The 14,598-nt window shown below is 62.0% G+C and carries 10 protein-coding genes; 8 read left to right on the top strand and 2 right to left on the bottom strand.

Annotated features, from left to right (window positions below; genetic code table 11):
• Window positions 1–28: 28 nt before the first annotated feature.
• Window positions 29–2,320 (bottom strand): GAF domain-containing protein, encoded by a 2,292-nt coding sequence (locus tag AAGF34_RS00240; RefSeq protein WP_342618634.1) that lies wholly within the window; start codon window positions 2,318–2,320, stop codon window positions 29–31.
• Window positions 2,313–2,759, bottom strand: coding sequence for a hypothetical protein (locus tag AAGF34_RS00235; RefSeq protein WP_342618633.1), 447 nt, complete (start codon window positions 2,757–2,759; stop codon window positions 2,313–2,315). Before AAGF34_RS00235 ends, AAGF34_RS00240 begins: the two co-directional genes overlap by 8 nt.
• Before the next feature lie 144 nt (window positions 2,760–2,903).
• Between AAGF34_RS00235 and AAGF34_RS00230 the strand changes: the two genes are divergently transcribed.
• The 8 genes from AAGF34_RS00230 (at window position 2,904) to AAGF34_RS00195 (ending at window position 14,590) form a co-directional block, all read left to right on the top strand.
• Window positions 2,904–3,848, top strand: a complete 945-nt coding sequence (locus tag AAGF34_RS00230; protein ID WP_342618632.1) for a LysR family transcriptional regulator — start codon at window positions 2,904–2,906, stop codon at window positions 3,846–3,848.
• Window positions 3,849–4,007: 159 nt separating this feature from the next.
• Entirely contained in the window at window positions 4,008–5,651 is a 1,644-nt protein-coding gene (locus AAGF34_RS00225; RefSeq protein ID WP_342618631.1) for an OFA family MFS transporter, read from the top strand.
• Between the two features lie 39 nt (window positions 5,652–5,690).
• Window positions 5,691–7,511 carry an NADH-ubiquinone oxidoreductase-F iron-sulfur binding region domain-containing protein gene (locus AAGF34_RS00220; protein WP_342618630.1) on the top strand — a complete coding sequence of 607 codons (1,821 nt, stop codon included), beginning with the start codon at window positions 5,691–5,693 and terminating at the stop codon, window positions 7,509–7,511.
• A complete protein-coding gene (gene fdhF / locus AAGF34_RS00215; RefSeq protein ID WP_342618629.1) occupies window positions 7,508–10,501 on the top strand; it encodes a formate dehydrogenase subunit alpha in 2,994 nt (997 codons plus the stop codon). The genes AAGF34_RS00220 and fdhF overlap by 4 nt, the downstream gene beginning before the upstream one ends.
• A 26-nt stretch (window positions 10,502–10,527) precedes the next feature.
• Entirely contained in the window at window positions 10,528–11,373 is an 846-nt protein-coding gene (locus AAGF34_RS00210) for a formate dehydrogenase accessory sulfurtransferase FdhD (RefSeq protein WP_342618628.1), read from the top strand.
• A 174-nt stretch (window positions 11,374–11,547) separates the two neighbouring features.
• Window positions 11,548–12,675, top strand: coding sequence for a cyclopropane fatty acyl phospholipid synthase (gene cfa, locus AAGF34_RS00205; protein ID WP_342618627.1), 1,128 nt, complete (start codon window positions 11,548–11,550; stop codon window positions 12,673–12,675).
• Window positions 12,676–12,745: 70 nt separating this feature from the next.
• Window positions 12,746–14,140 (top strand): cache domain-containing protein, encoded by a 1,395-nt coding sequence (locus AAGF34_RS00200; RefSeq protein WP_342618626.1) that lies wholly within the window; start codon window positions 12,746–12,748, stop codon window positions 14,138–14,140.
• 12 nt (window positions 14,141–14,152) lie between these two features.
• The gene (locus AAGF34_RS00195) at window positions 14,153–14,590 is read left to right on the top strand and encodes a response regulator transcription factor (RefSeq protein ID WP_342618625.1); all 438 of its coding nucleotides are present in this window, start codon (window positions 14,153–14,155) and stop codon (window positions 14,588–14,590) included.
• Window positions 14,591–14,598 lie beyond the last annotated feature (8 nt).

Here is a 14,598-nt window from a genome sequence, read left to right as displayed (position 1 = left end):
GCCCCGGCGCAAGAAATGCTGCGCTACATCACTTCTCCTGCATTTCCCACACGCCGGACCATTCTGCACCAGGCGGGTTAACGGCAAAGAACCGGCAGCGCTCCAGATAGAGCGGCGCGAGGTTGTCCAACGGGTTCAGGTCGAGCAGGCGCTCGAACTCTTCAATGGCCGAGGCCCAGCGTGCGGAGCGGTACTTGCCCAGAGCCACCCGGTACACGTGCAGTGCATCGGCCAGGTTGGGGTAGGTCTGCGGCGTGTGGTAGTCCATCACTTCGTACACCGCCACGGGCTGCGTCTTGCCCTTGACGATGACCAAGTCCACCTCGCGGCAATAGTAGGTTCCGCGTAGTTGCTTGTAGGTGTACTCGCTGATCAGGATATGCGTGCCGTACATCTTGCATGCCGACTCCAACCGCGCGGCCAGGTTCACACCGTCGCCGATGATGGTGTAGTCCATGCGCTTTTGCGACCCGATGTTGCCGGACACCACGTTGTCGGTGTTGATGCCGATGCCGATGTCCACCGTCAACTTGCCTTGCGCGGCACGGGTGCGGTTCCATTCGGCTAGCTCGCGCATCATCTGGATGGCGGCACGCACGGCACGGTCCGGGTCGTCGTTGTGCTCCATCGGAATGCCAAAGGCCGACATGATGGCGTCGCCGATGAACTTGTCGAGCATGCCGTCTTCGTTCTTGATGCAGGCCACCATCAGCGAAAAGTATTCGTTGAGCAGTGACACGGTCTCCTGCGCGCCCAGCGCCTCGGTCAGGGTGGTGAAGCCGCGGATGTCTGAGAACAGCACGGTCGCCATCACGCTCTTGCCGCCCAGGGCCTCGGCTCCATGGGCCAGCATCTGGTCGGCAATGCCGGGGTCCATATAGCGTGCCATGGTGGACTTGAGGCGCTTCTCGTTGGAGATGTTGTCCAAGAGGGCCATGGCGCCTATGCGCTGCCCTTCAGCTGAGAGCAGAGGCTGCAAGGTCAGGTTGACAGACACCTGATCCTCGCCCAGCTTGAACTCGGCATCCATCAACGCCACCACGCTCTTTTCACCCACCAGCAGGCGCAGCCGTTCCACAAACCAGGCGTTGTCGGCACCAAAGAAATCGGGTGCGTGCTTGTGCAGTATCTGCTCGGCCTGCACCCGCAGAATGCGCAGCCCGGCTGCGTTGCAGGTGACGATGCGGTCGTCGGCGTCAAAGGTGATGACACCGCTGGACATGGACTCCAGCATGGACTCGTTGTAGTTCTTCATCGCCTGCACATCGGCGAACAGCTTGGCGTTTTCCAGCGCGATCGAGATCTGCGCGGTAAAGGCGCGCAGGCGCGACTCGTCCTCGTCGGTAAAGGCACCGCCGCGCCGATTGAGCACCTGGGTGACACCAATGGTCATGCCGCGCTTGTTAACGATGGGCACACACAGGATGGAACGGGTGAAAAACCCGGTCTTGCGGTCGAACTCGGGGTTGAAGCGCAAGTCGGCGTAGGCATAAGGGATGTTGATGGACTTGCCCGAGCTGAACACCGCACCGGCAATGCCCACGTTGTTGGGCAGGCGGATCTGCACGCTCTCCAGACCTTGGCCCACTTCCGACCACAGTTCGCCGGTTTTTTCGTCGTTGAGAAAAAGGGTGGAGCGCTCGGCATTGAGCAGCCGCGTGGCTTCTCCCATCACCCGCTGCAGCAGGGAGCCGAGCTTGATGTCCTCGGTCATCTCCGACACCACGTCGATGAACTGCATCTCCTGGCGGCGCTTGGCCTGCATGCTTTCAATCAGCTGCGCACCCTGCAGCGCCATGGTGCCCTGGCGTACGATTTCCTCGAGCAGCTGAAGGTCCTGCTCGGTGAAGTTTCCGCCTATCTTGTTCAGCGCCTCGGCCACGCCCATGATTTCGCCGGTAAAGGTGCGGATCGGTAGGCACAAAATGCTGCGCGTTCCAAAGCCGGTCTGCTCGTCCACCGAGCGGTTGAAGCGCATGTCGGCATAGGCGTCGTCAACGATGAGGGGCTGCCCTTCCGTGAACACATGACCGGCAATGCCCAGGGAATTCAGGATGCGGATCTCGCGAAAGGCACCGTGCAGCAGGATGCGCGAATACAGCTCGCTGGAATTGGGGTCATTCAGGAACAGGGAGCCGCGCTCACAGCGCAATTCGTTGGAGAACACGCTCACCAGGGTGTCGATGATTTCGTCCAGGGTCTTGCACTTGCTCAGGCGAAAGCTCACATCCAGCAGCATTTCACAGCGCTGCAAGCGCTCGCGCGCAGCCTCCCAGTCTGCTTCGGTGGTAAGCGCCGGGGCTGCAGACCTATCAGGCATGGGGCGCAACCGTTTCCAGTTTGGAGCGCAATTCGCGAATGGTTCGCATCAGTTGCGCCCGTTCGTCTGCATACTGCTGATTGATCTTGCGTTCCATGTTCAGGTTCTGCTGATTCAGGCTTTCGATGGAAATGCGCAAGCCAATGATGGTGCCCTTGAGCTGTTCGATTTCGCTCTGGTAGCGCGAACTGGAGGACTGCTCCACCTTGTAGTTGTCCGCCATCATGTTTTCCAGTGCCTGGCGCAGCGCCGCAATGGTTTTCTGGAGTTGGTTGGCTTCGTTGGTCTGGGTGACGCGTTCGTTCTGGACCGCCTGCTCGCGCTCGAAACTGGCTTGCTCCAGCTTGCTGCGCAGGATGGCTACCGCTGTCTTGAGCTCCCGCACCGTCAACTGGGCCTGCAGCAGCTCGTCTTTCAAGGCATTTTCAGCGGATGACATGGAGGCGAGCGATGTGGCTTGGTTTGGACGTGCGATTTATTTGGAAGCTAAGTTACCACATCCGCACGTTAAGCAGAAGACATTTGCGCGCAAGGTCGACCGCCTCACTTATCATGGGTCCGCCATGAAGCCTGCTGCCCACCCATGAACCTTCTTTCCTCCCTGCGCTATCTGGTTGCGCTGCAAGAACACAAGCATTTTGGCCGGGCAGCGCAGGCGTGCCACATCACCCAGCCCGCGCTGTCCAATGCCATACGGGCGCTGGAGCGTGAGTTCAATGTGGTCATCGTCAAGCGCGACCGCAACTTTGCCGGGTTGACGCCCCAGGGCGAGCGGGTGCTGGCGTCGGCCCAGCTCATGCTGCACGAGCATGCCAACTTGCAGCAGGAATTGCAGAGCGAAACCATGCTGCCCCGCGGCGCGGTGCACATTGGCGCCGTGCCCACAGCCATCCCGATTGCCGCGCGTTTTGCCGCCATGCTGCACACGCGCCACAACGGCATTCAGCCAGTGGTGCTGTCGCTGAGCTCCAATGAGCTGGAGCAGGGCCTGGAAGACTTGACCATCGACATGGCCCTGGGCTACAGCGACCGCATGAAGGTGCAGGGCGGCAAGCTGCGTGTATGGCCGCAGTATGTGGAGCACTACTTTCTGCTGCGGCGCGCCGACAAGCCAAATGCCAAGGGTCTGCAGATCGGCAAACCCATAACATGGAAAGAGTCAGCCAACCTGCCTCTGTGCCTGCTCACCCCGGCCATGCACAACCGCGCAATTGTGGACGCAGCGTTCACCACCGCCGGCGTACGCGCCAGTCCGGCCATAGAGACCAACTCCATCATGACCATGATGCTCAGCGTGGTGGAAGGCAGTGTCTGCAGTGTGCTGCCGGGGTCGCTGGTGGACACGGTGCGCGGCTACGGCGAGCTCGAGGCCCTTCCCCTGGTGGAACCTGACGTCAAAACCCGCATCGGCTTCATTACCCACGCTCAGGCGCGCCCATCGCGGGCCCTGGAAGCGGGCCTAGTACTGGCGCAAGACGGCGCCTGGCTGCGTCACGCGGCGGCGCACAGCGGTCTCATGATTGCTTGATTTGCGGCGCTGCCGCATTCAAAACTTGTATCAAACCATGTGGCGAATCAATTGGACGCCTATCGCGGCCCAATTGCATACTCCGCCCACGTCGCAAAGACGTGGTTTCAATGTCGCATTGGCGTTGGAAATCAAAAGACAAATACGTATGGAGACAACATGACCACTGCTTCCCCTGGACTGCTGGATAAAGAGCGCATCATTGCCGGCCCCGGTTTCAACCGCTGGCTGGTTCCTCCGGCCGCCCTGGCCATTCACCTGTGTATCGGCATGGCCTACGGCTTCTCGGTGTTCTGGCTGCCTTTGAGCAAGGCGCTCGGTATCAAGGAGGCTATCAAGTGCGGCCCAGACGTTGGCTTCATCGGCCAGCTGTTCACCACCACCTGCGACTGGCAGATTTCCACCCTGGGTTGGATGTACACCCTGTTCTTTGTGCTGCTGGGCACCAGTGCGGCCACCTGGGGCGGCTGGCTGGAGCGGGCCGGTCCGCGCAAGGCCGGTGTGGTGTCGGCGCTGTGCTGGTGCGGCGGCATGCTGATTTCTGCCCTGGGCGTGTACCTGCACCAGTTCTGGATGATGATCTTGGGCTCCGGAGTGATCGGTGGCATCGGGCTGGGCCTGGGCTACATCTCTCCGGTGTCCACGCTGATCAAGTGGTTCCCTGACCGGCGCGGCATGGCCACTGGCATGGCCATCATGGGCTTTGGCGGCGGCGCCATGATCGGTTCCCCTCTGGCGGCCGACCTGATGAAGTATTTCGCCTCTCCTACCGACGTAGGCGTGATGCAGACCTTTGTGGTCATGGCGCTGATCTACTTTGTATTCATGATGGCCGGTGCCTTTGGCTACCGCGTACCCGAGACCGGCTGGACACCTAAAGGCTGGGTGGCACCCCAGGCCCAGGTGAGCAACGTGATGATCACCAAGCACCATGTGCACGTGAATAAGGTCTGGGGCATTCCCCAGTTCTGGCTGATCTGGATGGTGCTGTGCATGAACGTGAGCGCCGGCATTGGCGTGATCGGCATGGCGTCGCCCATGTTGCAGGAAGTCTTTGGTGGTTCGCTGATCGGTGTGGCCAAGAAGTTCGGGGAGCTGGACAAGGCGCAATTGGCGTCCATCGCCACGGTGGCGGCCGGCTTTACCGCGTTGCTGAGCCTGTTCAACATCGGTGGTCGTTTCTTCTGGGCCAGCCTGTCCGACAAATTGGGCCGCAGAATGACCTACGTGGTGTTCTTCGTGCTGGGTGGCGCCATGTACTTCAGTGTGCCCGGCAGCGCTGCGGCTGGCAGCATCTTGCTGTTCGTCTCGGCCTTCTGTGTGATCCTGAGCATGTATGGCGGCGGCTTTGCCACCGTGCCTGCCTACTTGGCCGACATTTTCGGCACGCAGATGGTGGGTGCCATTCACGGCCGTCTCCTCACCGCTTGGGCTACGGCCGGTGTGCTGGGTCCGGTGGTGGTGAACTACATGCGTGAATACCAGCTGGGCCTGGGCATTCCACGCGAGCAGGTCTACAACCAGACCATGTATATCCTTGTCGGCATGCTGGCTGTGGGTCTCATTTGCAATCTGTTGGTTCGCCCGCTGGACAATAAATGGTTCATGACCGAAGCAGAATTGGCTGAGGAAAAGCGCCTGGCGCATGACAAGGCGGTCTCCAATGAGCTGCACCGCGCCCAAGGTGGTGGTGCCGATGCCGTCAGCCCGGCGGTTGTGGTGTTTGCCTGGGTTGCAGTAGGCCTTCCCCTGTGCTGGGGCATCTACCGCACCATGCTGAGCGTTGCCAAGTTCTTTGCCTGAAAGTCCATGGTTTTTTGAATGAGTGAATCGCAAGTGAACATGCAATCTGTAGTTGCCCCGTCTTCTGAAGTGAAGCCCGTGTCCTTGGGCACGGTAGAGGACATGCGCGAGCGCATACGCCGCAAAGCCAAGCTCAAGGGTCGTCAGGCGGACGATGTGTCACTGGGTGAGGTGCGCGCCCTGATTGGGGATGCACCGCACCCGCGCGATCTGCTCATCGAGCACCTGCACAAGCTCAACGACGCCTACCGCTGCCTGCATGACCGGCACCTGGTGGCATTGGCACGGGAGATGAACATCCCCATGGCCGAGGTGTTTGAAGTGGCCACCTTCTACCACCACTTCGAAGTGGTCAAGGGCGACGCGCAGGCACCGGGCCTGACGGTGCGCGTATGCGACGGCCTGAGCTGCGAGATGGCAGGTGCCCAGGATCTGCTGCAGCGCCTGCCTGCCTTGCTGGGCGGCGACGTGCGCGTGGTTGCCGCTCCCTGTGTGGGACGCTGCGAACAAGCCCCAGTGGCTGTGGTGCACCAGCACCCTGTGCCTGTGGCTACGGTGGAGGCAGTGGTGGATCTGGTGGACAAGGCACACGCCCACCACCCGGAGGCCCTGGCCGATGCCGTGTTCATGGCGTCCTCCAACGCGGAGTGCAGCATTTCCCCGCGCCCCCATGCCATTGAAGTGGCACCCGGCTACGCAGGCTATGCGGCATACCGCCACGCTGGCGGCTATGCCTTGGCAGCGGCCCTGGTCAACGGCGAACAGGATGCCGAGAGCGTCATCAAGGCCATGGAGGATTCGGGGCTGCGCGGCCTGGGTGGCGCCGGCTTCCCGGCTGGGCGCAAATGGCGCATCGTGCGCGACCAGCCCGCACCCAAGCTCATGGCGGTCAACATCGACGAGGGGGAGCCCGGCACCTTCAAGGACCGCACCTACTTGGAGCGTGACCCACACCGCTTTCTGGAAGGCCTGCTGATTGCCGCGCAAATCGTGGGCATAGAGCGCTGCTACATCTACCTGCGTGACGAATACCACGGCTGCCGCGCCATCCTGGAAACCGAGCTGGCCAAGTTGCAGGCCAATCCGCCGTGTCTCTTGCCCCACATCGAGCTGCGCCGCGGTGCAGGTGCCTACATCTGTGGCGAAGAGTCGGCCATGATTGAGAGCATCGAAGGCAAACGCGGCGAGCCACGCATGCGCCCGCCCTATATCGCCCAGGTCGGCCTGTTTGGCCGCCCCACGCTGGAGCACAATTTCGAGACCTTGTACTGGGTGCGCGACATCGTGGAGAAGGGCGCCTCCTGGTTCAGCAGCTATGGCCGCAATGGCCGCAAAGGCCTGCGCTCTTTCAGCGTCAGCGGTCGCGTGCGCCACCCCGGTGTCAAGCTGGCGCCGGCCGGCATCACCCTGCGTGAACTGATCGACGAATACTGCGACGGCATGCAGGACGGTCACACGCTGTACGCCTACCTGCCCGGCGGCGCCTCAGGCGGCATCTTCCCGGCCAGTCTGGCCGATGTGCCGCTGGACTTTGACACCATCCAGCCGCATGGCGGCTTCATCGGCTCCGCCGCCGTCATCGTGCTCAGCCAGCACGACAGGGCGCGCGATGCCGCACTTAACATGATGCGCTTCTTCTCCCACGAGAGCTGCGGCCAGTGCACGCCCTGCCGCGTAGGCACGTCCAAGGCGGCCAAGCTCCTGGAAGCGCCCGTGTGGGATGTGGACACGCTGGAAGACCTCAACATCGTGATGACCGACGCCTCCATCTGCGGGTTGGGCCAGGCCGCGCCCAACCCGGTGCGCTGCGTTATCAAATATTTCCCTCATGAAGTGAACGGTGCAGGAGTAGCAGCATGAACGCGCCCACCAAAATGAACGAAGTGCTTCCCGCCACCGTGGAGTTCAAGCTCGACCAGCAGACCATCCACGCGTTTGAGGGCGAAAGCATCCTCAAGGCTGCCAAGCGCCACGGTGTGGACATTCCGCATCTTTGCTACAAGGACGGCCTGCGCGCAGACGGCAATTGCCGTGCCTGCGTGGTGGAGATCAAAGGCGAGCGCACCCTGGCGCCCAGTTGCTGCCGCAATGCCACAGCGGGCATGGAGGTGCTACTGAAGACGCCGCGGGTCGAGAAGAGCCAGAAGATGGTTCTGGAGATGCTGCTCTCCGATATGCCCGATACCGGGTACAAGTGGAATGACGCAGGTGCTACTTCTGCCTCTTCTGGCACGGCGGTGGCGGCCGGTAAGTCGGGAGCCGATTTTGCGCTCGCGCATGAGGCACCCGGCTTACCGGCCGACGCCGCTGTGCCAGAAGCGAGCGCCAATCACCCCGGCCAACACGGTGAGCTGAGCTACTGGGCCGACCGGCTGGATGTGACCGTGCGCCCGGCCTTGAAGTCTCTCCGAAGAGAACAACCCAAGGCCGACGTATCCCACCCCGCCATGGCGGTGAACCTGGACGCCTGTATCCAGTGCAACCGCTGCGTGCGCGCCTGCCGCGAAGAACAGGTCAACGACGTCATCGGCTACGCGCTGCGCGGCTCGCACAGCGAGATCGTGTTCGACCTGAACGACCCCATGGGCGACAGCACCTGCGTGGCCTGTGGTGAATGCGTGCAGGCCTGCCCCACCGGTGCGCTCATGCCAAAGACCCACATCGGCTCGCAGGTGGTGGACAAAAAGGTGGACTCGGTCTGCCCCTTCTGTGGCGTGGGTTGCCTGCTGACTTACAACGTCAAGGACAACGTCATCGTCAGCGTCGACGGTCGCGATGGCCCGGCCAACCACAATCGTCTGTGCGTCAAGGGCCGCTTTGGTTTTGACTACGCCGCCAACCCGCAGCGCCTGACCGTGCCGCTGATCCGCAAAGAAGGCGTGCCCAAGGACCCGGCGCTGCTGGACAACCTCAACCGCAACACGGCGGACTGGTCGGACGTGTTCCGTGAAGCCACCTGGGAAGAAGCCCTGGCGTATTCCGCAGGGACTCTTAAGCGGCTGCGCGACACCCATGGCAAGAAGGCGCTGGCGGGCTTTGGCTCGGCCAAGGGCAGCAATGAAGAGGCTTACCTGTTCCAGAAGCTGGTGCGCACCGGCTTTGGCAGCAACAATGTGGACCACTGCACCCGCCTGTGCCACGCCTCCAGCGTGGCCGCCTTGCTCGAAGGTGTGGGCTCCGGTGCGGTGAGCAACCAGGTCAACGACGTGCAGCATTCGGAGCTGATCTTCGTGATCGGCTCCAACCCCACGGCCAACCACCCGGTGGCTGCCACCTGGATGAAGAACGCATCCAAGCAGGGCGCCAAGATCGTGCTGGCCGACCCGCGCATTACCGACATCGGCAAGCATGCCTGGCGCACGCTGCAGTTCAAGCCCGACACCGATGTGGCCATGCTCAATGCACTGATCCACGTGGTGATCGAGGAAGGCCTGGCCGACCAGGACTTCATTGCCAAGCGTGCCAACAACTTTGAGGCGCTGCGCGAGAACGTCAAAGGCTACAGCCCCGAGGCCATGGAGCCCATCTGCGGTATTCCGGCCCAGACGCTGCGTGAGGTGGCGCGGGCCTTTGCCAAGGCCAAGAGTGCCATGATTCTGTGGGGCATGGGCGTGAGCCAGCACGTACACGGCACCGACAACGCCCGCTGCCTGATTGCCCTGGTCACAGTCACCGGCCAGATCGGCAAGCCCGGCTCCGGCCTGCACCCACTGCGCGGCCAGAACAATGTGCAGGGTGCGTCTGATGCGGGACTGATCCCCATGATGTTCCCCAACTACCAGCGCGTGGACAACAAGGCGGTGCACAGCTGGTTCGAGAAGTTCTGGGACACCAAGCTCGATGACCGACCCGGCTATACCGTGGTGGAGATCATGCACAAGGCCTTGGCCGATGACAGCGACCCGCACAAGGTGCGCGGCATGTACATCATGGGCGAGAACCCAGCCATGAGCGACCCTGACCTGAACCACGCCCGCCACGCGCTGGCTTCACTTGAGCACATGGTGGTGCAGGACATCTTCATGACGGAGACCGCCTGGCTGGCCGATGTCGTGTTGCCCGCCACCGCCTGGCCAGAAAAGAACGGCACCGTCAGCAACACCGACCGCATGGTGCAGCTGGGCAAGAAGGCCATCGACCCACCGGGTCAGGCCATGCCCGACCTGTGGATCATCCAGCAGATCGCCAAGCGTATGGGCTTGAACTGGAATTACCAGGGGGATATGGACGGTGTGGCCGCTGTCTACGAAGAAATGCGCCAGGCCATGTCCACGGCCATCTCCGGCATCACCTGGGAGCGGCTGCAGCGCGAGTCCAGCGTCACCTATCCCTGCCTGAGTGCCGAAGACCCGGGCGCGCCCACGGTGTTCATCGACCGGTTCGCCACCACCGATGGCCGTGTGAACCTGGTGCCAGCCGACATCATTCCGGCCAATGAGCGGCCCGATGCGGAGTTTCCGTTTGTGCTGATCACCGGGCGCCAGCTGGAGCACTGGCACACCGGCAGCATGACCCGTCGCGCCGTGGTGCTCGATGCCATTGAACCCATGGCCACGGCCTCGATGTGCGGTGAAGACCTGAGTCTGCTCGGGCTGGAGGCCGGGGACGTGGTGACGGTGCAGTCGCGCCGTGGCGAGGTGGCCATCCATGTGCGCCGCGATGACGGCACGCCGCGTGGTGCGGTCTTCATCCCGTTTGCCTACTACGAGGCAGCAGCCAACCTGATGACCAATGCAGCACTGGATCCGTTTGGCAAGATTCCGGAATTCAAGTACTGCGCAGTGGCCATTCGCCGCGGTGGAAAACCACAGGCAGTGCCGGGTTATGGCACGGCCAAGCTGGCTGCCTGAGCCGCCAGCGACTACAACGGTTGGATATGCAGCACGCCAAGCCCACACTCACGCAGGTAAGCGCAGCCCTGACCCACGAAGTGGAAGTGGTCAATGAGCTGGGCGAGCGCTACCTGCTCTCCATACCCAGTGAGCGCGCGCTCACGGTGTATGTGGACAAGCGCGAGCTCATCACCCTCATGACCCTGGGTGCGCGGCCCGAGTGGCTGGTGACCGGCTATCTGCTCAACCAGCGTCTGGTGGCCGGCGTTGAAGACATCGCCTCGGTGACCGTCGATTGGGAAGTGGGTGCTGCAGCCGTCAAAACGCGCGGCGGCATCGTGGACCTGGCGCAAAAGACCGCACGCCGCGTGGTCACCACGGGTTGCGGCCAAGGTAGTGTGTTCGGAGACATGATGGACGGCGTAGACCAGCTGGCGCTGCCCGACACCCGCATCACCCAGAGCGAGCTGTATTCCATCGTCAATGCGATTCGCCTGCAGCAAAGCGTGTACAAGAGCGCGGGTTCGGTGCATGGCTGTGCGCTGTTCCGTGGTGAAGAGATGCTGCTGTTTGTGGAAGACGTGGGGCGCCACAACGCCATCGACACCATTGCCGGCTGGATGGCACTCAACGACCAGCACAGCGCGGGCAAGGTGCTGTACACCACGGGGCGGCTGACCAGCGAGATGGTCATCAAGGCGGCGCAGATGGGCATTGCCATCGTGGTGTCGCGCAGCGGCATGACGCAAATGGGGCATGCCGTGGCGCAGAAGCTGGGCCTGTGCGCCATTGGTCGGGCCACCAACCGGCGCTTCCTGTGCTTTAGTGGCGCCGAGCATTTGCTGTTGCAACCCGAACTGGCTGCCTCACCCGTACGCGTTGCGGCTTGATTCCTCGACAGGGGACGGCGCGGCCGGTCTGTGTCCGGCACGAATGCTATGACCGCGCAGAAATTTTCTATTGGTATCAATACTGCTATTGCCTTTTAATAGATTGCTTCAGCATTTTGTAGTCAAGAGGCCATGCGTTCCACACCGGTCGATGCTTTACAAACTTCGCAGCAGATGCCCGATTCCCGCGAGCATCGCTTTCTCGCGGACTTGTTGAATCAGGCAGACATCCGCCTGGAAGGCCAAAGGCCCTGGGACGTGTGCAGGATCAAGCCCGGTCTGGCCGAGCGGGTGCTGGCACAAGGCAGCCTGGGTCTGGGTGAGGCCTACATGGACGGTTTGTGGGATTGCGAGCAGCTGGATGCGCTCTTTGACCGGTTGTTGCGCGCCAATCTGTCTGCCAAGGTACACCCCAGCACCATGCTGTTGCACCATCTGCGGGCGCGCTGGTTCAATTTGCAGAGCGAGGCGCGGGCGTGGCAGGTGGGACGCGCGCACTACGACCTGGGCAACGACTTCTATGCGGCCATGCTGGACCGTCGCATGACCTATACCTGCGCCTATTGGCAAAGCGGCGCCCAGGATCTGCAGACAGCGCAGGAGCACAAGCTCGAGATGGTGTGTCGCAAGCTGGGCTTGCAGCGTGGCATGCGGGTGCTGGACATCGGCTGTGGCTGGGGCAGCTTCATGCGCTATGCGGCCGAGCGCCATGGTGTGCGGTGTGTGGGCGTTACGGTATCCGCCGAACAGGTGGAACTGGGGCGGCGCCTGTGTGAGGGCCTGCCGGTGGAGTTCCGGCTGCAGGACTATCGCGCCTTGAATGAAAAATTCGACTGCATTGTCAGCCTGGGCATGTTCGAGCACGTGGGCCAGAAAAACTACGCCACGTACATGGACATGGTCAAGTGTTGCCTGGCGCCCGACGGACTCTTTCTGTTGCACACCATAGGCCGCAATGAACATGGGCATGGCACCGATCCCTGGATCCACAAATACATCTTTCCCAATGGCGAGCTGCCCACCATCGCCCAGATCGGCAAGGCCTGCGAACTGCGCTTTGTGGTGGAAGACCTGCACAACTTCGGCGCGGACTACGACCGCACCTTGATGGCCTGGCATGCGAATTTCGAAGCGTCCTGGCCCCGTTTTGCTGACCGGTTGGGCGAGCGTTTTCGCCGCATGTGGCGCTACTACCTGCTGTCCTGCGCCGGAGCGTTCAGGGCGCGCGATATCCAGCTCTGGCAATGGGTGCTCTCGCATCCGGGGCGCTCTGGCGTCTATCCCCGCGTGAGCGGGGTGTGATCCGTATCTCGGTTCATTAGCTGGGGAGGGTGGGGCGATTACGATAGACCCCGTCCAGGGAGCCCCACGCATGTCCAATAGCCCGATTGCCACCAAGAGAACGGCCCAGCTGCGCCTGCGCCTGGTGGTGATCCTGCTGGCCAGTCTGCCGCTGCTGCTGGCGGTGGTGTGGGTGGTGTGGATGGTGCGTGACCTGATCACCGAGATGCAGAGGAACCAGGTGGTGGCCGTGCAAGCCATCGTGCTGCAGGCACGCAAGGACGAGCTCAAGCACTTCGTGCAGGCCGGCGGCAAAGTCATGGCGCACTATTGCGCGCCCACCAACACCCCCTACAAGCTCAGTCGTGAAGGCAAGGAACTGCTGCGGCACATGGACTTTGGCGATTCGGCCGACGACAACTACTTCTTCGTCTATGCCATGGATGGCACCAACGTCATGCATCCACGCTTGCCCGACATCGAGGGCAAGAGCCTGTGGGAATTCAAGGACGCGGCAGGCAACTACATCATCCAGCAGTTGCTAAAGGCCTCGCGCTCGGACGATCGCTTTGTGGACTACGTCTGGCACCGGCCTTCCACCGGGCAGATCGAGGCCAAGCTCGGCTATGTGGAATATGTGCCCGAGTGCGACCTGATGATAGGCACCGGCCTGTACCTGGACTACATGCGCGAAGTGCGCTCCTTCATCGAAAAACAGACTGACCAGACCATCCAGCGCACCAGCGACCGCATCGTGCTGATTGCGCTGGCGTCGCTGTTCGTGGTGGCGGCTGGTGGTCTCACCTTCAATATCCACGAGCAACGCCAGGCCAACCAGAAGCTCAGGCGCATGGCACAGCAGGTGGTGGAGTCGCAGGAGGCCGAACGCACCCGGGTGGCGCGCGATCTGCATGACGGCGTGAGCCAGTGGCTGGTGGCTACCAAGTTCACTTTCGAAACGGCGCGCCTGCAGTTGCAGCGGGGAGACGTCCAGAAGGCCGACGAGACGCTGGGCGGCGGCGTGACTCGGCTGCAGGAGGTCATGCGTTATGTGCGCGAGATGGCGCACAAGCTGCGCTCGGCCATGCTCGACGATGCCGGCCTGGGGGTGACCGTGGTCCAGGAGAGCCGGGAATTTGGTGACCGCACCGGCATCCGTGTGGATGTGTACGTGGGCGACATCCCGAAGCTGCCGAAGGATGTGGAGAGCGATCTGTACCGCTCCTTCCAGGAAGCCACGCGCAACATCGAAAAGCATGCGCAGGCCCGGCAGGTGAATATTTCCATCGAAGTCGACAACGCAGGCCTGTGGATGCGCATCCAGGATGACGGTGTGGGCGCTCCGGTTTCAGCTACCAAGGGCAAGAGCGGCATTGGTCTACTCAACATGCGCGAACGCATCGAGCGTCATGGTGGGGAGTTCGAATTCCACAGCACATCGGGCATGACCCGCGTCACCGCTTTCATCCCGCATACCCATTTGTAAGAGATACCCAGCATGAAAGCCATTTCGCCCTCTGACCACGACGCCACACCGGTGCGCCTGTTGCTGGTCGACGTGCACGCCATATCGCGCGCGAGTTCGCGCACTCTGCTGGATGCCCTGGCCGACTTTGAGGTCGTAGGTGAAACCAGCGAGCACCAGGAAGCGCTGGAGCTGGTCGCACAACTGGCCCCGGATGTGGTGATCATCAGCATGCGCGTGCAGGGTTCCACGGGCCCACAGACCGCGCGCTCCATTCTGGAGCGTCACCCCGACATCCCGGTGGTGTTCTGGACCATGTTTGACGATCCGGAATACGTACGTTCCGCGCTCGCTGCCGGTGCCCGCGCTTATGTGCTCAAGCAGGACCCAGCGCACGAAGTGGAATTGGCCATAGACCGTGCGCTGCGTGGACAGACCTATCTGTCCACCGGTCTGCAACAAATGCAATGAGGAGGAAG

The organism is Rhodoferax sp. GW822-FHT02A01, assembly GCF_038784515.1.
Taxonomy (GTDB): Bacteria; Pseudomonadota; Gammaproteobacteria; order Burkholderiales; family Burkholderiaceae_C; genus Allorhodoferax.
Note: the sequence above shows the minus strand (reverse complement) of the source record. Positions and strands in the feature narration are given on the sequence as shown.

Excerpts from the sequence above, each read along its gene's own strand:
- AAGF34_RS00240 (WP_342618634.1), bottom strand. The coding sequence starts at position 2,320 with ATGCCTGATAGGTCTGCAGCCCCGGCGCTTACCACCGAAGCAGACTGG.
- AAGF34_RS00235 (WP_342618633.1), bottom strand. The coding sequence starts at position 2,759 with ATGTCATCCGCTGAAAATGCCTTGAAAGACGAGCTGCTGCAGGCCCAG.
- AAGF34_RS00230 (WP_342618632.1), top strand. The coding sequence starts at position 2,904 with ATGAACCTTCTTTCCTCCCTGCGCTATCTGGTTGCGCTGCAAGAACAC.
- AAGF34_RS00225 (WP_342618631.1), top strand. The coding sequence starts at position 4,008 with ATGACCACTGCTTCCCCTGGACTGCTGGATAAAGAGCGCATCATTGCC.
- AAGF34_RS00220 (WP_342618630.1), top strand. The coding sequence starts at position 5,691 with ATGCAATCTGTAGTTGCCCCGTCTTCTGAAGTGAAGCCCGTGTCCTTG.
- fdhF (WP_342618629.1), top strand. The coding sequence starts at position 7,508 with ATGAACGCGCCCACCAAAATGAACGAAGTGCTTCCCGCCACCGTGGAG.
- AAGF34_RS00210 (WP_342618628.1), top strand. The coding sequence starts at position 10,528 with ATGCAGCACGCCAAGCCCACACTCACGCAGGTAAGCGCAGCCCTGACC.
- cfa (WP_342618627.1), top strand. The coding sequence starts at position 11,548 with ATGCCCGATTCCCGCGAGCATCGCTTTCTCGCGGACTTGTTGAATCAG.
- AAGF34_RS00200 (WP_342618626.1), top strand. The coding sequence starts at position 12,746 with ATGTCCAATAGCCCGATTGCCACCAAGAGAACGGCCCAGCTGCGCCTG.
- AAGF34_RS00195 (WP_342618625.1), top strand. The coding sequence starts at position 14,153 with ATGAAAGCCATTTCGCCCTCTGACCACGACGCCACACCGGTGCGCCTG.